Source organism: Mesorhizobium sp. M0514 (assembly GCF_040321145.1).
Lineage (GTDB): Bacteria > Pseudomonadota > Alphaproteobacteria > Rhizobiales > Rhizobiaceae > Mesorhizobium.
Genome location: NZ_JAMYQZ010000067.1, coordinates 1 through 17,963, shown reverse-complemented (window position 1 = coordinate 17,963; position 17,963 = coordinate 1). Strand labels below are relative to the sequence as shown.

General features: G+C 58.3%; 13 protein-coding genes and 5 pseudogenes. 12 read left to right on the top strand and 6 right to left on the bottom strand.

Going from position 1 to position 17,963, the window contains the following annotated elements:
- Positions 1–4: 4 nt before the first annotated feature.
- Both NKI61_RS23685 and NKI61_RS23680 read left to right on the top strand, forming a co-directional pair.
- On the top strand, positions 5–439 hold the full coding sequence (locus NKI61_RS23685) for a helix-turn-helix domain-containing protein (protein WP_352841108.1): 435 nt from the start codon (positions 5–7) through the stop codon (positions 437–439).
- 719 nt (positions 440–1,158) lie between these two features.
- Positions 1,159–1,368, top strand: a pseudogene (locus tag NKI61_RS23680) (transposase); the annotation flags it as partial.
- 16 nt (positions 1,369–1,384) lie between these two features.
- On the opposite strand, the pseudogene NKI61_RS23675 reads toward NKI61_RS23680, so the two are convergent.
- Positions 1,385–1,480 (bottom strand): annotated as a pseudogene (locus tag NKI61_RS23675) (transposase); the annotation flags it as partial.
- A gap of 22 nt (positions 1,481–1,502) precedes the next feature.
- Here NKI61_RS23675 and NKI61_RS32960 point away from each other — a divergent pair.
- The 6 genes and pseudogenes from NKI61_RS32960 to NKI61_RS23650 form a co-directional block, all read left to right on the top strand.
- Positions 1,503–1,663, top strand: a pseudogene (locus NKI61_RS32960) (transposase); the annotation flags it as partial.
- Positions 1,664–1,805: 142 nt separating this feature from the next.
- Positions 1,806–1,992: pseudogene (locus NKI61_RS32955) on the top strand (hypothetical protein); the annotation flags it as partial.
- 320 nt (positions 1,993–2,312) lie between these two features.
- Positions 2,313–3,803: a M81 family metallopeptidase gene (locus tag NKI61_RS23665; protein WP_352841106.1), complete on the top strand. Its 1,491-nt coding sequence runs from the start codon at positions 2,313–2,315 to the stop codon at positions 3,801–3,803.
- Positions 3,804–4,238: 435 nt separating this feature from the next.
- On the top strand, positions 4,239–4,373 hold the full coding sequence (locus tag NKI61_RS23660) for a hypothetical protein (RefSeq protein ID WP_352841103.1): 135 nt from the start codon (positions 4,239–4,241) through the stop codon (positions 4,371–4,373).
- A 518-nt stretch (positions 4,374–4,891) separates the two neighbouring features.
- Positions 4,892–5,548 carry an antitoxin Xre/MbcA/ParS-like domain-containing protein gene (locus tag NKI61_RS23655; protein WP_352841101.1) on the top strand — a complete coding sequence of 219 codons (657 nt, stop codon included), beginning with the start codon at positions 4,892–4,894 and terminating at the stop codon, positions 5,546–5,548.
- Between the two features lie 320 nt (positions 5,549–5,868).
- Positions 5,869–7,020 (top strand): porin, encoded by a 1,152-nt coding sequence (locus NKI61_RS23650; protein ID WP_352841098.1) that lies wholly within the window; start codon positions 5,869–5,871, stop codon positions 7,018–7,020.
- Between the two features lie 582 nt (positions 7,021–7,602).
- Here NKI61_RS23650 and NKI61_RS23645 read toward each other — a convergent pair.
- The 5 genes and pseudogenes from NKI61_RS23645 to NKI61_RS23625 all read right to left on the bottom strand — a co-directional run bounded on the left by NKI61_RS23645 (position 7,603) and on the right by NKI61_RS23625 (position 10,568).
- Entirely contained in the window at positions 7,603–8,175 is a 573-nt protein-coding gene (locus tag NKI61_RS23645) for a UPF0149 family protein (protein WP_352841096.1), read from the bottom strand.
- Positions 8,172–8,279 (bottom strand): annotated as a pseudogene (locus NKI61_RS32950) (hypothetical protein); the annotation flags it as partial. The pseudogene NKI61_RS32950 and the gene NKI61_RS23645, both read right to left, overlap by 4 nt.
- 149 nt (positions 8,280–8,428) lie before the next feature.
- Positions 8,429–9,754, bottom strand: coding sequence for an IS66 family transposase (tnpC, locus tag NKI61_RS23635; RefSeq protein WP_352841090.1), 1,326 nt, complete (start codon positions 9,752–9,754; stop codon positions 8,429–8,431).
- Between the two features lie 5 nt (positions 9,755–9,759).
- Positions 9,760–10,062, bottom strand: a complete 303-nt coding sequence (tnpB, locus tag NKI61_RS23630; RefSeq protein WP_352841087.1) for an IS66 family insertion sequence element accessory protein TnpB — start codon at positions 10,060–10,062, stop codon at positions 9,760–9,762.
- Positions 10,063–10,247: 185 nt separating this feature from the next.
- A complete protein-coding gene (locus tag NKI61_RS23625; protein ID WP_352841085.1) occupies positions 10,248–10,568 on the bottom strand; it encodes an Lrp/AsnC family transcriptional regulator in 321 nt (106 codons plus the stop codon).
- A gap of 1,721 nt (positions 10,569–12,289) precedes the next feature.
- Here NKI61_RS23625 and NKI61_RS23620 point away from each other — a divergent pair.
- The 4 genes from NKI61_RS23620 to NKI61_RS23605 form a co-directional block, all read left to right on the top strand.
- Complete coding sequence (locus NKI61_RS23620) at positions 12,290–13,339, top strand: GHMP family kinase ATP-binding protein (protein WP_352841082.1); 1,050 nt, start codon at positions 12,290–12,292, stop codon at positions 13,337–13,339.
- A gap of 8 nt (positions 13,340–13,347) precedes the next feature.
- Positions 13,348–14,406 (top strand): cysteine synthase family protein, encoded by a 1,059-nt coding sequence (locus NKI61_RS23615; RefSeq protein ID WP_352841079.1) that lies wholly within the window; start codon positions 13,348–13,350, stop codon positions 14,404–14,406.
- The gene (locus NKI61_RS23610) at positions 14,403–17,156 is read left to right on the top strand and encodes a lyase family protein (RefSeq protein WP_352841076.1); all 2,754 of its coding nucleotides are present in this window, start codon (positions 14,403–14,405) and stop codon (positions 17,154–17,156) included. Before NKI61_RS23615 ends, NKI61_RS23610 begins: the two co-directional genes overlap by 4 nt.
- A gap of 310 nt (positions 17,157–17,466) precedes the next feature.
- The coding region (locus NKI61_RS23605) for a transposase (protein WP_352538403.1) at positions 17,467–17,963 on the top strand (497 nt) is incomplete at its 3' end.

Below are 17,963 nucleotides of genomic sequence, written 5' to 3'. Positions count from 1 at the left end.
AACGATGCAGATGCGTCTTTGGTCGCCCCGGACAAGAAACTGTCCACGGCAGTCGAAACCATGCGCCGCTGCACGGCCAAACCGCTACCTCTGGACAATATCGCTGCGCTCCAACATGTCGCCACGCCAGTTGTATCGACAGTTCGAAGCGGAATTTGGCGTCTCCCCTGGGAAATTCTATACCGCTATACGCCTGCAAAAGGCTCAGTCGCTGCTGTCGAACACGCGATTTCCGATCTCCCAGATCGCCTTTGCCTGCGGCTATTCGACGGCGTCCTGGTTCAGTAAGTCCTACAAATCCTTCTTCGGGATCACCCCAAATGAGGCACGCGTCCGACTGGCGGCGGAAAGGCGCAATCGGAAAAGCGGTTGGCGATGTTTTTCCAACCGAATTCGAGCCTGTTGGTCAATATCCTTGGCCAGGGCTCGTCGCCCTTAGGTGCGGACCGTGGCCGGATACTGCCGTAGATTGGCGAGTTTCGCAGTTTCTCGGCTGCACTAACGGGCTGAATAGTAGGTACGAACCGATGGAGAACAATCACGTATGTCGGAAGCAACTCGCGTTATACGTCTGACGCCCGACGGGATCCTGCCAATGGCATGACTCCATGGGAGACTGTTTTCCATAACGGAGTAGTCGCTGGCGAACCAAAAGACCGCAGCACCGTTTCTATGTAGGTGATCGGCTGAGGCCCGGCCAAGTCCGTGTCGGACTTTGCGAAACAACAGCGCACACTGAAAAGATCGAAAACTACCAGAAAGACGAGTTTCTGCATGTAATCGAGGGTTCGGTTACGATTTTATAAGAAGACTGGCGCGAAAAGACCTTCGCGAAAGGCGATACCTTCTTCATGGCATCCGGATTCACTGGTCTGTGGAAGAAAGAGGAAATGATGAAAAAGTACTTCATGGTTTTCGACACCTCAGATAGCGGTGACTAACGCTTGCGCCACCCCTGGGCACCGGCTGACGAACATTACCTACCAATCAAGCCCGAAGCCAAGCCCAGTAAGAAACCGATTTGGCCTCTGCCGAATAGCAGAAGTTCGATGTTTCTTGGCTGATGCTTTAGAGTCCTTCGCCATCTCGGCACGCTCGTAGGCACATCAAGCCAGACGAATGCGCAAAATGTGTGCCCAACGCTGGATATGCTTTCGCTTCCACGCCTATGTTCGTCAGCAACTGCTCCCGACCCTGCGGCCAGACGACATCGTGATCATGGACAATTTGGGCAGCCATAAATCCGCGGCCATCCGTCTTGCTATCAGAGCCGCCGGCGCAAGACTCTGGTTCCTGCCGCCGTACTCGCCCGATCTCAACCCGATCGAGCAGACCTTCGCCAAGATCAAGCATTGGATGCGCCACGCGCCGACGATCGGAGACACATGGCGCTGTTGGCGATGGCGGCGCGATGGGTGTAGCGGCCCAGATAGGCGAGGACCTGTTCGGGACCGCCGAACGGGGGCTTGGCGTAGACGACCTTGAGCCTGGACCAGGGAAAGGTCAGCTTCCGCTGGAAGGACTATCGCCACCACGACAAGTCCAAGCACAGACCTTAACCGCCGACGAGGTTCATCCCGGCGCTTCCTGCTGCACGCTCTTCCAGACGGATTCCCACGCACCCGCCATTACGGCCTACTCGCCAACGGCCACCGCGTCACCAAGCTCGCCCAGTGCCGTCTTCTTATGGGGGCGCCCACGCCGCTCACGCCTGATCCGACCGGCGACTATCGCCAGCGTTACCGCTGTCTCACAGGGCGCACTCTGGACATCTATCCGGGCTGCGGGCGGCGCCATGACCTCGCTCGGCCCGAGCGGGTCCGATGATCCGCAAGAACGACATAGAGCAATCTGCGTGGATCAGCGCCTGAGAACTGGATATCGGGCTGGCCTGCGGGGTGGAGGGTCGCGCGCAGATCGGCAATGGCGTGGGCGATGCCGGACCTGATAGCGGCGATGCTGGAGCAGAAGAACGGGCATCTGAAGGCCGGGCCAACACCGAGCCGCCCGTACGGCGACATGGCAGTTGGATTTCAATGGGGCCCCGAGACACTTCTTCAAAGGAGTACATAAGGTCTAATTTTTTCGTGAGTGCTTTTCCGTCGATATCGGCAGCATCAGTAATCTCATTTCAAATCGCACCGGATTCCGCAGTCAGAATTTCAACAAACAACGCTTTTCGGCGCAAACTTTCCTCTCTTGGAAGGTATCAATCAGCTGTCGTTGTCGAAAAGACGATAGGGGAATCTAACGTCAGAGTTTCCCTCCCCCCGGACCATATGTCTCCGGCGCCGTTTATCCAAGAGGTTCTTATGGGCTACCGCATCTTAACGGGCTACATCAACCAGGAGACAAACACCTTCAATAAAATACCGACCACGCTCGAACACTTCCGGGCCTCGGGATTACTGCGGGGCGACGAGATTCCGCCGGCGTGGCGCGGTACGCACACTTCACTGGGCGCTACATTCGAGGCGGCAGAGAAATTCGGTTGGACGCTGTCTCATCCACTCGTCGCCTATGCGAACCCCGGGGGCATAGTAACAGCGGAAACATTTGAGCAGCTTCGCGACTGGTTCCTTGCAGGGGCCAAAGGCTGCGATGGAGCGCTCTTTGAGTTGCATGGGGCTATGGTTGCCGAGGGCTGCGAAGACCCGGAAGGCGAGATCCTTGCACGACTGCGTACTGTGCTCGGGCCGGACGCGCCGATCATCGCTACCCTCGACCTGCACGCCAACGTCACGGCAAAGATGGCGGCAAACGCCTCAGTGCTGATTGCTGTGCGGACGTATCCTCACATTGACTATTATGAACGCGCCTGGCAAGGCGCAGAACTGCTCGACCGCGCTCTGCGGGGTGAGATTCGTCCCCGCACGGTCATCGCCAAGCGCCCGATGGTGTATGGTCTTGATGGGGGGCGTACTCAGGTAGGCCCGATGTGCGAGCTGATCAACCGCAGCGAGGCGTTGGAGGCCTCCGGAAAGGCACTGGTAGTCAGCGTCTGCGCTGGATTCGAACTGAGCGACATTTACGATGTCGGGCCCAGCGTCACCGTTACTGCCGATGGCGACACCACCGCGGCGCAGCGCATTGCAGAGGAATTTATGGACTACGCATGGGAGACACGTGAGTTTGTCTCCTCCCCTTGGACATCAGCCAGCGCAGCCCAAGCAGTGGAGCAAGCAAAATCTGGCGAATTGCATGCCAAAAAGCCCTTGGTGATCGCTGATACAAGTGACAATCCGGGCGGCGGTGCATACGGAGACGCTACGGATCTGCTGCGAGCTATGATCGCGGCCGACCTCCAGAACGCCGCCTTCCATGCGATCTTCGACCCGGCGGCGGTTCAGGCCGGCATCGCCATGGGTGTGGGGAACAGGGGGCGGATCGCTCTTGGTGGCAAGCACGCCCCTGAGATGGGCGGTGGACCGCTCGAAGTCGAGGCGCAGGTGGTGTCAATAACTAGCGGACATTTCCGCTGCCATGGTCCTTCATTTCTTGGCGGAGGCGTGTGGAACAGCTTCGGGCCGAGCCTGATGCTTCGTGTGGGCGGCATCGAAGTCGTGGTAATCTCGCGAAATAGCCAAGGAGTCGACCTTGCGCAACTTACCTCTCTTGGCGTGGACCCGCTTCACTGCGCGACTATCGCGCTCAAGTCGTCTCATCATTTCCGCGCGGCTTTCGAACCAATCGCGCGCGAAGTGCTCATGGTGGACGGGGGTGGGATGTTAGGTTCGGAACTGCTGTCAGGGTTGCGCCGTGTCCGCCGTCCGATCTGGCCACTTGACGACATCCAACTCTAGATATTGATCCCGGCCTTTGATGGTTCATCATTGTCGTCCGAATCAAAGCATGCGCTATGGGCCAGGTTTGCATGGGAGCGCCACGACGACAGAGGCCGCCCGTCGAGCGATAAAACAAAGTCATGTCTGGACGGGGCCTGCTGATCAAAGGGGTTGTTTTCAGCGACGGGATGGGTGCGGTCATGTCTTCGGCCTGTTGCTGGGGTCTTGTGACCGCTGGCCCCGATCGCTGCGTTTTGACGTAGCTCTGGAAGGGATGCGCCGGTTCCTCGGCGTGTCGAGGACGAAGGGGCGATCGGGCCATGGCAGCGTAGCCCGGCGATGAAGGTCCTTTGAGCGCAGCCGTTGGCCCTTAGTCAGTGACCGCGTAGGCGCATCGTAAGCGATGCGCCGAGGCACCTTGCAACAGGCCGATGAAGATGGAGGGTTCGGGCCATGACATTTGAACATGCAGATATGGTCACCGAGTTAAGGCGTGCTGCGGCGGCCGAAGATCTTGCAACGGTGCCCGGGCGCGTGCGGCAGCCGAACGTACGGCTGGATCGAGCAATCTTGGAGATGAAAAAATGAACGCCCACGACAGGCTTTCTATGAAAAAATGAACGCCCACGACAGGCTTTCAACGTTGTGATGAAGGATGTGCGGCGCATTCTTGGCCAATGCGATGAGCGAACGGTCAGGCATGCACACCGCCAGTAAATGGGTGCCTCAAATTAGCTGTCGAACGTACAGTTCGTCCAAACGCGTAATACGTTCAATTTGTCCAAGTAACATTCAGGAAATAGTTGCATAAAGGCAACGTTTAATTACATAAGGCTGGCAGGCTAAGCTTTGAGCTTGCACAACTCCGTGTTGCGGATAGCGTCACGCTGCCAAGGATGCACTGCGATGTGCGTCTCTTTCGATGGTGGAGGGCAAACACAGTCGTCCATCGACGCTCTCCTTTTTTATTGAGAGGCACAAGTTGAAGGCGCAAGACGGCTGCTAGGTCGCGAGCACACGAAAACGCAACACATCGCCGTCCTCCAAACTACATGTCTTCAACGCTCTTTCGGCGGCTTGCTGAGGGGATGTTACTGGGAAAGCCAATGTCCGGGTCGAGTGATTTTGGGGATGAAAAGCGCCAGACCGAGCTTTCAAGCTTTGTCATGAGGGAGGTCCAGCGCATTCTTGCCCAATGTGATGAGGCGAGGCAGGGTGACAAGGCGGCTGTTGCTCCTTCGGGTTCTCCTTCCAGCGATTTGACCGCCGTGGCCGCTGAATTTCTTGGTAGACTCGAGGCCGAAGCCGCGCGACGGCTAAATGCCCTGGCGTGTGAAATCGCTTCGCGACCCCGGCCAGCCGATCATCCGCTTGGGCATCCGGTTCAGAAAGATTGCCCGAGAGAAGGAGCGCGGATTGCAGAGTGGGCCGGTCCAGTTGCGGGGTCGACGCATCTCGAGAGACGTTTTGGAATACCGCGGTCCACGCTGTATTGGTGGCAGCGGCATAATGATGTGGTTGCCTTTCGCAGAGGCTCCCGCAAGCATGTATTTCCCCTGGCTCAGTTCATCGACGGCAGGCCTGTGCCCGGAATCAGGCAGGTCCTTTCCTCGATCTCCGATCCCAGATTGGCTTGGCTGTGGCTGATCAGCCCTTCGCCCCTGCTCAAGGATCGCGTTCCCATCGAATTGCTCAGAGAAGGCATGAACGCAGAAGTCGTTGCATCCGCCGCCCAGTCAATTTCTCTGATTGGACCTATCTGACGATTGGCCGGATGCCGATGGCTGTCCGCGACGCATTCTGTACGTGCGCACAAAGCAGATGTGCCAGTTGTGCAATTTGTGCAAATGTATAGTTGTCCCATTTGTGCAAGTAATGTCGAAGATTTGGTGACATTTATGCAACTTATACTTCAGTAAGTGGCTGGCAAACGGAATTTGAACTTGCACTAATTCGGCCCAGCGAATAGCGTTCGAGCCGGGAAGGATGCATCGCGATGCGCATCTTTTTCGATCGTGGGGACAGGGAGCGGTTCGTCCATCGACGTCCTCGCCCTTTTCAAATCATTGAATGGAGATCAATTATGAACATCAAGAGCCTTCTTCTCGGCTCAGCTGCGGCTCTGATCGCAGTTTCCGGCGCCCGCGCCGCCGACGCGGTGACCGTCGCCGAGCCGGAACCGGCTGAATACGTCAAGATCTGCGACGTGTACGGCTCGGGCTACTTCTACATCCCCGGCACCGAGACCTGCCTGCGCATCGGCGGCTATGTCCGCTACGACATCGGCGTCGGCGACGTTGGATCCTACGACGGGGCGCGGACCCACGACGTCCAAGACGGCAGCGACCAGGGCACCTGGCGCAAGAACGCCCGCTTTGACCTAAGGACTTGGACCGGCCAGGAAACCGAACTCGGTACTTTGAAGACATACACCGAGACCAAATTCAACTTCGGTAACCGCAACGCCTATTCGGGTCCCGACAGTCCCCAGAACTATGCCTTCAACAGGGGCATCACACTGAACTTCGCCTGGATCCAACTCGGTGGCCTTCGCGTCGGCAAGGACGAATCGGCCTTCGATACATTTATCGGCTATGCCGGCAACGTCATCAACGATACGCTCGTTCCCTACGGCGATTTTGACACCAACGTCGTGCAGTACTACTTCGACGCAGGCAATGGCTTCTCTGCCGTGGTATCGCTCGAAGAGGGTTCTGGCGTCGTCGGCACGATCGACAGCTACGTTCCGCATCTTGTCGGCGGCGTGAAGTACACGCAGGGCTGGGGCGCCATCACCGGCGTCGTGGCTTACGACGGCAACTACGAAGAGGTAGCCGGCAAGGTCCGCTTGGATGTGAACGCCACCAACGAACTGTCGCTGTTCATTATGGCTGGCTATGGGACCGACGACAACCTAACCGATGGGACCTACGCTATTCCTGCCGGCGGTCGCGGCTTCTACAAGCAGTGGGGTGGCAACTGGGCCGTCTGGGGCGGCGGCACCTACAAGTTCAACGAGAAGACCTCTTTCAACCTTCAGGCGGCGTATGACGAGTGGAAGAACCTCGGCATTGCCGCCAATGTCGCCTACGATATCGTTCCTGGTCTGACGATCACGGCCGAAGTCGACTATCTCCACGCTGGCAAGTTCGGGGATGTGGACTTCTCTAACTGGACCAATGCCGACAAGAAGAACAGCGTCGGCGGCGTGCTCCGCTTCCAGCGCTCGTTCTGAGGATTGAAGAGCTGTTGCCGCGTTCGAAGCGGTAACTGCGAGCCTCATTTGCGGCTGAACCATTGTGGTGAGGCTTGTAGAGGCTTCCGGCGGATTGCTTGATCACGGACCTCCAATCCGAGCATTTCGTCGATGAGAAGGGCGCCCTGTTCCAGGGTGCCCTTTTTAAGCGTTATATCAGACTCGCGCTAGCGAGAGGATCGCGCGCAACCGTGAGGCGGACCGCTCTCTCCAGGCCAGAACGGCATGATACGCAACACGGCGCTGGCGGCAGTTCAATGTTGAAAGCAAAAGTGTCGAGCCCAGCAGCCGGCCAGCCGATGCCCTGCCGGCAAGAGGTCCGCGCCGGACGCCGCCCTGGACCGGCTTCTCTCCTTGTAAAGTTAGGCCTTCCCGGCCGGCGGTAGCTAAAGCGCTCTCGTCGATCTCCTCGACTTCTATTGAGATCGGATTGCCGGTATATTCTGCCTCTTGGTTCATCAATGCCCGAAACACGCGGGCCTTAGCGATGTGTCGAGGCCTTCCCGAAACCGTCTGGGATGTGTCTATTGGTGGTCGGTTGTTGGCCCGCGCCGCCCCCGATTACACCCGGTCGTCATACGGAGGTGGGATCACCAAGGCGATGTCTTTGTACGCCTCATGCTCGATGAAGTGCGCGGTCTCGGGTCCCGGCCTGGGCTTGCCGAGGACGGGCCGCCCCTTTTTTCCGCGCAGTAGATCAGGATCGGCAGCAGCAAGCCGTGGTTGGGTTGTTGAGGTCGAGCAGCCGTTCCAGCTTTTGATGTTGAGATTCATGGCCGCGTGGAGTCCCTGGCACCACGGTCGGGGGTCGATGCCGCCGCTGGGCTTGGTGGCGAATCGGGGCGCATAATCCTGTGGTCTGTCGAAGAGCGTCTCGTTGATCTGGTTGTGGATCCTGGCGACGCTGGCAAACACGGCGTGATCGGTTGCAGACCCTTTGGCCAGGACGTCGCGCCGCAACCCCATGAGCGGGCACATCCAGTCTTGCGGGTCCGGGTAGCGCGGCCCGGTGACCGCCGCCGTTACGAAGCCATCCAGCGCCGACATGGTCCGCACCAGCGGGCGGTTGGTCTTGGCAGCCATCCAGGCCTCGAGCGCCTCGTCCGACAGCGCCATGTCATCGAGCGCGCTCATGCCGCCAAGGAGAGCTGCATCTCTTCGCGGCGCACCCAATTCCACGGCATCAGTTCGTCCCAGCGCGAGGCTGGCCAATCATTCTGGATGCGCTCCGTGACTTCGGCCATGTAGGCTTCGGCATCCACGCCGCAGAGCTTGCAGGTGTCAATGATGCTGAGCACGACCGCTGACCGCTCTGCTGCGGCGAAGCTGCCGGAGAAAAGCCAATTGCGGCTGCCGACCGTAAATCCACGAATGGCCCGCTCCGCGATCAGGTTGTTGGGCTCGAGCTGGCCATCGTAGAGGAAGCGATTGAACGCGCGCCATCGCTTGGTGCCGTAGGCGAAGGCCTTCGCGTATCGGCATGGCGCGACAAACCGTTGCCCTGGCGCGTGAGCTGTCGTCGCAGCGCCCGAACCAGTGGTCGGGTCCGACTTCGTCGTGCGGCCAATCTCTCGGCGGGCGGGAGTCCCCGTATCTCTTCCTCGATCCGGTAGATCGCCTGGATACTGGCCATCGCCGTCGTGCTGAGCTCGGTCGGCTGGCTGTCGTGAACGTCGAATATCTTGCGACGCAGATAGGTCAGGCACGCAGCTTCTCGAATGGCGCCGCCCTTGTAGAGCTGGTTATAGCCGCTGAAACCGTCGGCCTGGAGCGTGCCGGCAAATCCGGCGAGCTCGGTCAACACGCTCTCGCCGTCGCGGCCCATGGTGGCGCGATACCAGGCGATCGGCGGCTCCTGCGAACCCGAATTGCGGTCGTCGGCGACGTAAACCCAGAGCGCGCCCTTGTGCGTCTTGCCGGTGCCGGGCGCCAGGATCGGAAGCCGCGTGTCGTCGGTATGAATCTTGGTGCGGGTACGGCCGATCTCACGGATGCGGTTGTAGATCGGGTCGAGCAAGGCGGCGGCGTAGCCTGCGCTCCGCGCTAGGGTGGATCGCTCGATATCGACGCCCTTGGCGGCCATCATCTGTGCCTGACGGTAGAAGGGCAGATGATAACCCCACTTGGCCATCATGATATGGGCGAGCGCGGCATAGCTGAGCTTACCGCGTGCAATGGCCTTGGCTGGCGCTGGCGCCTCGATGATTTTATCGCAGGTCCGGCAGCTGTACTTGGGTCGAATGGTCTCCATCACCTGCCAGGCTTGGGCAACCAGATCGAGCATCTCGTCGCTATCTTCGCCCATGGCGCGCAGATCGCCGCCGCAGCCCGGGCAACATGCGCAAGACGGCTCGCGAACGGCCCGCTTGCGCGGCAGGTTGGGATTGAGCTTACGCACCGGCAACACCCGGACCTTGTCGGTGTCAGCAACGATGGGCAGCTCGAGATCGGGCACGCTGGCGGCGAAATCGGTCTCGAGATCTTCGAGTTCGAGCCGCATCTGGCCCAGCTTCTCGGAGGAGCGGCCGAAGGCCTTGCGGTTGAAGCGATCGATCTGCAGCTGCAGGCGCTGGATGCGAAGTGCGGCCTCGGCGCGCTCTCTTCGAAGCTGCTCATCGCGTTCGGCGATGGTGATGTCACGGGCAGAAACGGCCGCCTCCAGAAGGGCGATCCGGGCGATGAAATCAGCGTTTGAGGAGGCCTGTTCCGACACCTAAACTACATACCCGAAAGGCCTACTTTACGGAAGCAGAACCGACACAAAATCAACGCCTTGGTGAGCGACACGGCGACCTGATCCTTGGTGGTTGGCCAGGCAAAACAACCATCGGTCAGCCGCTTTGTAAACAGACAGAACCCCTGGTCGTCATGCGACAGAATCTTGATGATATGACCCTTGTGTCCACGGAAGCAGGCACGCGCCCGGGCACCGTTGTAAGCTCTTCGATCGCCGCGGCGCCGCTTAACTCGGCGACCATATCGCCCCCTGTATGTTCCAATGTCATGGCGCGAAAGCTCCATGTTCATCGGTCCATTGCAAGGTCCCTTGGCGCAGCTTACCGCGCATCATCTTTGCAGTGGTTCAGATCTCGTTTATGAACACCCGCCGATGCGGTTGAAACCGCATCGGTTCAGGCAGAAGCTGGACGCGCAACGGGCACTTCAAGATCGGCTAGACCAATGACTTCAGCGAAATCCGCAAAAAGCTAAACTGTGGTCCTTGGCTCGAACTTGACAAGATCAAGATTGATCATGCTCTTAAATTTTCGCACGTTGGGGTCGTTATTGAGCCTCTTCTTGACGAAGACGTAAAAGGCCTCGACATCCTCGACAGTCACGATGAGGACGAAATCGACCTCGCCTGTAACCATGTAGCATTGCGTGACCTCCTCGGCCGCGAGCATCGCGCGCTTGAAGTGGTTGACAAGCTCCAGACGTTCACGGTCAAGCTCTACTGTCACAACAACCGTAATCGATTTGCAAAGAGTCTTCGGCATAAATATCCGCAAAAACAGCATCTTCAGCATGGAATTTGCTCACTCGACGGATCCTATAGAGACCGAAGAACCGAGAGCTTGGCAAAGACTTCCGATGTTCCTGTGTAGCGCTGTTGGAATCCTTTTGTCTAGGTCGCCCCCATCCAATGCTGGCCTTAACTCAAAATTTAATATTTACTTTACAATTTTACACGAGGCATTCAGCGTCGGCACATGATCAAATATGCCCCTTGGGGCTCAACCCAAAATCGTCCGAAGCACGTCTCCTTGTTGGCGCGCGACTAGGTCGCAGTCTGCACATTCGGCTGCTGAGGGGAATAGAAGAAGCGCCCGTGCCTCTCTGGTCGGGTTCTGTCAGGCACCAGATACTGCTTTTGGAGCCCCTTCAAGTTGGCATCGGAACTGAAGTGCGGCGGGAACCCGATTGCGGATCGGCTCCGCCTTTGCAGGAATCACGCCTTGAGGCTGCGGCGTCTCCGTAGCGTCACTGTACAGCACCTACCCAAAAAGATCCGATGAGACGACGGGCTGCGGAACTCAGGTAAGGTTTCAATCGACACCCTAACGCTGGAGACCGTTGCTCTGCCGCCCGTCGGCAAGAAGACTGCAACGATTTTCTTGGCGCCGGATTCAGCAAGTCGGCCTGGCTTGTCGCCTGCGTTTGCCAGCGGCTGACAAGATCAACATGCATCGCCTGCAAGGCGGCGACACCTAATGGCTTATGGCTATGATCATACGCAAGCGCGAACAGGCGCCGGGCAAGACGGATCGCCTCGATGCGGCGGCGCTGAATGCGCACGCTGGTGGCGCTGGAACGCGGCGAGCCGAGGGTTTGCCGGGTTATGCGAGTACCGAGCCTGGAGCAGGAGAACGATTGACGTCGTAGCCGGGAACGGGCTCGCAAGCATTCGAGCCGCATTAAGGGGCTATTGATGACCCAGGGCGTCCGTGACTTCAAACCGGCCAGACGAGACTGGCGTGAGCGGCTTGAGGCGCTGGGCAGGGGCGACGGGCGAAATCTGCCACCCTGCCTCAAGCGCGAGAGAGAGCGCGAGTCCGCCGTTTGTGGCTGGTATCGAGATGATTGCGGAGGTCGAGATCGAACAGCGCCAAGCCGCCGAGACCACGGCCCCGGACACCGTTCAGCTGAGCCAGCTGCGTGGCATCGGCCCGACGATCGCAAGCGCGCTGACGAATGAGGACTTCTTCCGCGATTTCCAGAACCGCGTGAGGTCGCCGGCTATCTCGGACTTGCATCCAGTCCTGGAGGCAGTGGCGCAGTCAGCCGCGATCATGGCAGCCAGAGATCGGCAACCCGCGTGCGCGGCGAACCGCCCATCGAGCTTGCCTGACTGTAGTTGCAGCCTAATAGCGGTTTCGCGCGCGGGGTCCAAGAGCGCGTCGGCGCCGGCAAGGGGCGCATCCACCTGCCGAAGGGCGCCACGACGCCAAAATGGTCCCTTGAACGTCGCACCCACAGTCGCCGTGCGACAAGTTATCAAACAGTGTAGCAGATCCTACAAGTAACTTCACAGAATCTTTGCAACTGCTGATCGTGACGAATGGTACGGTCACCCGCACTCGCGATTTAGGCGGCCAGGGGTTTAGGCAATCGGCATCCGGTTACTTTTAAGTATCTCAAATGAAACACGAGTAAGTACCTCGACTGAAACACGAGCCCTGCTCCGATGGCCCAATTCTTCTCGTGTCCTCGCAGCAAATCACATATCAGCGCATCTAAGGAAAGTGATATGCCGATCCAGCATTCCACCTATGCCATCGACCCTGCAGGAAGCAGCGGAAGCATCACGACTACAGAACTTCTAGAAGCGGCCGCCGATTCAGTTTGGGCGCCATACATGTGCTACCAGACGTTCGGAGGCACGGCTGAACTTATCGCCGAGGATGGACAACAGCCAGGAATTCATTCTGGCGAGGCTCTTTGTTGCGGCACATTCGGCGAGTTGCTGCAAGGCCAGTTACCGGTCGGCGCCGTTCCTCGGGATCCTCACTTCTTGGTCACCATGCCCATCGCGGTCTTTGCGCGAGCTCACTTCATGCCGATTGCGGGCACACGATCCGTATCCGTTTATCCATCACATAAAGTCAAAGCAAAACGACTGGCTGAGAATCTCGTGATTGCGCTCGGCGCCTCAGGAGGAATCCTCCTTTTGCAATCTGAGCTCCCCGAAGGCAAAGGGTTGGCGAGTTCGTCTGCGGATCTTGTTGCGGCTGCACGGTCAATCGCCTGCTGCTTCAAGCGTAGAGTCCGGACATCATTGATGGAGAAGCTAATGGCGGAGATCGAGCCATCCGACGGGGTGATGTACCCAGGAGCGGTAGCATATCAGCAGCGAGCATGTAGCCTTCTCTCCTTTCTCGGGCAAATGCCGCCGCTTGCAATCGTTGGTATTGATGAAGGAGGGACGATCGAAACCGTCGACTATGATCAACGGCGAGGTGAAATCTCCGCCAGTCACAGAGCAGAATATCAGGAATTACTCGACCGCGCACGGATGGCAATTCCGCGGGGTGACACGACCACGATAGGCAGAATAGCTACAGCCAGCGCGCGCCTGCATCAGCAGCGGGCTCCAAAGGAGCACCTGAACTCGATGCTGAAAGCATCCGAGGCCACTGGCGCTCTCGGGGTCATAGTCGCGCACAGCGGCACAATGATTGGAATCCTGCTTGATCGAATGGCGGGTGACTTCCCACGGAAGCTTCGGTCCGTGCTCGCCCATGTATCGCCATTCGACAGCTCGCCAAAAATATATCTGACCATGGCTGGTTGCCGATGAGGAAGCAAATGGACGCCATTAGCAAACCCCTGCCATTCTCCGGCTATTCTAATGCCTATACTCTCCCCAGAATTATTAGGTGTGAGACAAACCTTTATCTTGCGCAGTTTGCGTTCATGAAGCTTCTCCCTGCGAAGTACATCATTGAGCAAGCACTGGCTCGAGGGACCTTGACGCATAGCATGAAAGTTATCGAGACCTCTAGCGGAACCTTCGCACTGGGTTTGGCCGTAGTTTGCCGGGAACATGGATTCCAACTCGAAATCTTCACAGACCCAGTGATGGACAAAGGTCTGGAAAACAGGTTGAACTCGCTGGGGGTCGACGTCTTCGTAGTAAATGAAAAGGCCAAGCAGGGTGGCTATCAAAGAAGCCGCCTCGACGCATTACACGCTAGGATGAGACAGTTAGGCCACTCCTGTTTCTGGCCCCGGCAATACGAAACACCGGACAACCCCGCAGCCTACAAAATTTTCGCCGACCAAATATCGGAGATGTTGGACGCTGACGTAACTTTGGTCGGTTCTGTCGGATCAGGCGGCTCTACTTGCGGGACAATAGAGCGCCTTCGCCAAAAAGCCTTTGGTGCGCGCCTGGTCGGAGTTGACACCTTCAATAGCGTCATCTTTGGCCAACCGGACGGCGAACGGAAACTGCGGGGGCTGGGGAACAGTCTTGTCCCCAAGAACGTGAAGCACGAACTGTATGACGAGGTGCATTTCCTCTCGGCTCCGCTCGCATTTGCTGCAACTCGCAGCCTTCACGAGCGGCATGCCGTTTTCGCCGGTCCGACCTCCGGAGCGAGCTACATCGTTGGGCGTTGGCGCGCTCGGCAGGATCCAAGAGAAACCGTAGTTGTCATATGTCCTGATGAAGGGCACCGCTACGTCGAAGCTGCTTACGACCACGAGTGGCTCAAGCAGAATGGGTGTCTATATGAAGGTGTTCTTCTGGACGCTCCGTCTAGCGAAGGGCATCCTTCGACGGCTCTCCCACCATGGAACCGATATCATTGGAATCGGAGAAGCCGGGAAGCTGTCCTAAACGTGCTGGAGAATCATTCATGATGAACCGAGGTAGCTTCCTTTTCGTGGAAAGCAACACGACGGGCACTGGCGAACTGTTGATGAAGCGGGCCCGAGCCTTGGGCTTTGAACCCTATCTCGTTACGCGCAATCCTGGGCGCTATCCGTTTCTTAAAGACTCGGTCGCTCAAGTGATCGAAGCTGAAACGCGAAGTCTGGACGAACTCATCGGGGTCGCCGCCAAATTAACAAGGCTGGCAGGAATATACTCCTCGTCGGATTATTTTGTGGAAGCAGCGTCAAGTGCTGCGACGGCGATGGGACTACCAGCAGCGGATGGGGAGGCTATAGCTACCTGCCGGAACAAATGGAAGCAAGCGGCCGAGTTGCAGCGACAATCAATCACGATCCCTGAAACTCGGCTGGCCACTTCCGTCAGAGACATGGAGAACATTCTTGCCCAAGCTACTCTGCCCGTGATCGTGAAGCCGGTCTCCGGAAGCGGTAGTAGCGGAGTGAGGTTGTGCGATAGTGCCGCAGCTGCCATCGAGGCGTTTGAGAGTGCAAAGGATGCATTGCTAGATCAAGTGGGTTTGCACAGTGCCGACGTCCTCATCCAGCAATATGTGCAGGGTATGGAATACTCAGCAGAGATAATTGCCTACGATGGGGTGCTGCATTGCGTTGGAATTCTTGCCAAGCACAAGGGGCCGGCCCCCTGCTTCGTCGAGGTAGGGCACGACTTCCCGGCCCCGCTTCCGGAGCCATCCCTCCAGGAACTAGCCTCTTTTGCCGCGGGCGCGGTGTCCGCCCTGGGTCTGAAGTTCGGACCGGCTCATGTAGAGTTCGTGATAGCGGAGTCGGGCCCCGTCATCATCGAGGTCAATCCCAGGCTGGCTGGAGGAATGATCCCAGTCATGCTCTCGCACGTCTTGGGCACGTCAATCCTTGATATGGTGATTAGACTTTATTCTGGAGAAGTGTTCACGCCTCCTCGCGCGAGCGCAAGGGCGGGAGCCATCCGTTTCCAACTCGCTCACAAATCCGGCAAGCTCAAACGCCTGGACTTCTCTCGAAAACCAGACCCGACAACGCCCGAGGCGGGTCTTCTGAAATTTGAAGGGGAGGATGTTCAAATATATGGGGACTTTAGAGACCGGGTTGCCTACGCCATAGGCGTCGCTGATGAACTCAATGTCGCCGCCGCGGCAGCTGAACGTATGATCGATTCCATTGTGATCGATATTGAGGGGGCTGCTGGAGAGCAGGACGACAAGGAAGTTGCTGGGCCAGACCAGGCCAGGTGGAACCTACATCCCGAAGCGATGAAGTTGCTCGCTCCCCCTATCGAACTCGCGCGCGACGCCCGCCTTCTGCAGTGCCAGACGGCCGTAGACGAAGCACATCTGGTGATGCTCGCGGCCCAGGGCTTGGTCAGCCAGGCAGTCGCTGCCAATCTCCTCAAGCACATCTTGGACCTCCAGGACGAGGGCTTTCAGTCTTTGGAGGGCCGCCATGCTCCGCGTGGCCTCTATCTCGCGTATGAGGCGGAACTTGTCGCCAGAACTGGCGCGGAAGAGGCCGGCTGGCTGCACCTTGCAAGATCCCGCAACGACTTAAACGCGGCCATTTCTCTCCTGGTCCTTCGGGAAGCGGCGTCTTCCATCTCGCAACAGATAGGAACTGCACAAGATGCCCTGCTTCAGCAAGCGGAGGAGACATCGAGACTTGTGGCTCCGTTGTACAGTCAGTACCAAATCGCACTTCCCGGGTCGCCGGGGCACTACCTGCTTGGCGTCTTCTTCGCTTTGTCGCGCGAGCGCGAGCGCCTCCATTGCCTCCTGGAAGACATCAGGAATTGCCCCATGGGGGCGGGGGCGGGTGGAGGCACTAGCATTCCTATAGATCCGCTGCAAACCGCAAGTCTTCTGGGATTCGAACTGCCGTCGTTCAACTCACTTGATGCGGTCGCGAGCCGCGATCATCACCTGCAGGGGCTTTCAGTCTTCGCTGGCGTTTCAATCTTGCTCAGTCGTGTGGCCCAGGACCTGCAGGTTTGGACGACGCGGGAGTTCGCCCTCGTCGACATTCCTCACAATCTTGCCGGCGGCTCTTCCATGCTCCCCCAAAAGAAGAATCCCTTTCTGCTTGAACACATTAAGGGATCGGCAAGCACCGTGATTGGCGCATACGTTTCTGCGGCAACAGCAACCTGCAAATCGCCTTTCAGCAACTCGATCGAAGCGAGCAACTACGGCTGCTCTCCATTAGGGCTTGCAGAAGATGCCCTAAAACGGGCTATCACTCTCACATCGCTGATCGTGAAGTACATGTCGTTCAATGTGAGGTCGATGCGCGAACATCTTGAAGACGGGTCATCGATGACGGCCGTCGCCGCCGAGCGGATGGCGTCGCGAGGGATCCCTTTCAGGAAGGCCCACACACAAATTGGCGAGATCGCCAGGCGCCTATCTCACGATAGCTGCGTCGCGCAGCGCCGAAGCGAGTTGGCCAGCCGACTCGCTGGCGTGTTCCCGGCGAGTCTTGAAGAGTGCAGGGATGCACTGCAGTTTGGAGGAGGGCCGGGAAAAAGATCAACCGATAGCCAGGTCTCTGTAGCAAAAGCGCTGTTTCGGGACATGCAGCTCAAATGCGAGGACATACGGGAGCGCTGGGCGCGCGCTGAGATGCATCGCAAACAGAAGGTGAAAGAACTCATTGAGTATGGACAAAGTCTGACGGGTTTCAGGGGGCCGGACAGGGGTTGCGGACCAGAGCGTAACCCGACCTGATTGTATGGGATTGAACGCGCCCCGCCGCACATCATGGCCGGATCAGCAAGATCGGACGCAGCCACGCCGGCGCGATGCTGGTGGAAGCCGCTTGGGCAACCGCCGAGGCATCGGGTCCGTTACGCGTTCTTCGTCCCTATTCGGGCCAAGCGCCGGCATCGGTGTACGCCTCGGGCTAAGCGGTAGGCAATGTCGCCCCCCGAAGGCTTGCGCGGTAGTGTGCTGAGAGTTCTGCAAATTCGCTGAGAGAGGGCGGTCATGGCAGGCTGGTGATGTTCAACGTCACCGATTCCCTGGAAGGAACGCCACCATGACCAAGACAGAAGGTAAATCGACCAGCGCTGCCGTCAAAGACATTCTGCTTTCGAACCCGGAGGGGCTGCACGAAGTGATCCGTGCGGTAATGCAGGAGGTTCTCGAGGCCGAGATGGAGGAGGCGCTGGGTGCTTCGAAGGGCGAACGCACGCCTGAGCGCCTTGGGTATCGCTCGGGTTACTACGGCCGCACCCTGGTCACCCGGGTGGGCAAGCTTGAGCTGCGGGTTCCACAGGACCGGGCGGGTCACTTCTCCACCGAGCTGTTCGAGCGCTACCAGCGTTCGGAGCGGGCCTTGGTTGCGACGCTTGCGGAGATGTATGTGCAGGGCGTGTCGACCCGCAAGGTCAAGGCGATCACGGAAGAGCTGTGCGGTCATGCGTTCTCGGCTTCGTCGATCTCGGCCATCAACAAGCGCTTGGACGAGAGCCTGAAGGCGTTTGCCGAACGACCGCTTCAGGAGCCATTCCCCTACCTCATTCTCGATGCCCG

What these genes read in the sequence shown, in the direction of transcription:
- NKI61_RS23685 (WP_352841108.1), top strand. Translation starts at nt 5, where the DNA reads ATGCAGATGCGTCTTTGGTCGCCCCGGACAAGAAACTGTCCACGGCAG.
- NKI61_RS23665 (WP_352841106.1), top strand. Translation starts at nt 2,313, where the DNA reads ATGGGCTACCGCATCTTAACGGGCTACATCAACCAGGAGACAAACACC.
- NKI61_RS23660 (WP_352841103.1), top strand. Translation starts at nt 4,239, where the DNA reads ATGACATTTGAACATGCAGATATGGTCACCGAGTTAAGGCGTGCTGCG.
- NKI61_RS23655 (WP_352841101.1), top strand. Translation starts at nt 4,892, where the DNA reads ATGTCCGGGTCGAGTGATTTTGGGGATGAAAAGCGCCAGACCGAGCTT.
- NKI61_RS23650 (WP_352841098.1), top strand. Translation starts at nt 5,869, where the DNA reads ATGAACATCAAGAGCCTTCTTCTCGGCTCAGCTGCGGCTCTGATCGCA.
- NKI61_RS23645 (WP_352841096.1), bottom strand. Translation starts at nt 8,175, where the DNA reads ATGAGCGCGCTCGATGACATGGCGCTGTCGGACGAGGCGCTCGAGGCC.
- tnpB (WP_352841087.1), bottom strand. Translation starts at nt 10,062, where the DNA reads ATGGAGCTTTCGCGCCATGACATTGGAACATACAGGGGGCGATATGGT.
- NKI61_RS23625 (WP_352841085.1), bottom strand. Translation starts at nt 10,568, where the DNA reads ATGCTGAAGATGCTGTTTTTGCGGATATTTATGCCGAAGACTCTTTGC.
- NKI61_RS23620 (WP_352841082.1), top strand. Translation starts at nt 12,290, where the DNA reads ATGCCGATCCAGCATTCCACCTATGCCATCGACCCTGCAGGAAGCAGC.
- NKI61_RS23615 (WP_352841079.1), top strand. Translation starts at nt 13,348, where the DNA reads ATGGACGCCATTAGCAAACCCCTGCCATTCTCCGGCTATTCTAATGCC.
- NKI61_RS23610 (WP_352841076.1), top strand. Translation starts at nt 14,403, where the DNA reads ATGATGAACCGAGGTAGCTTCCTTTTCGTGGAAAGCAACACGACGGGC.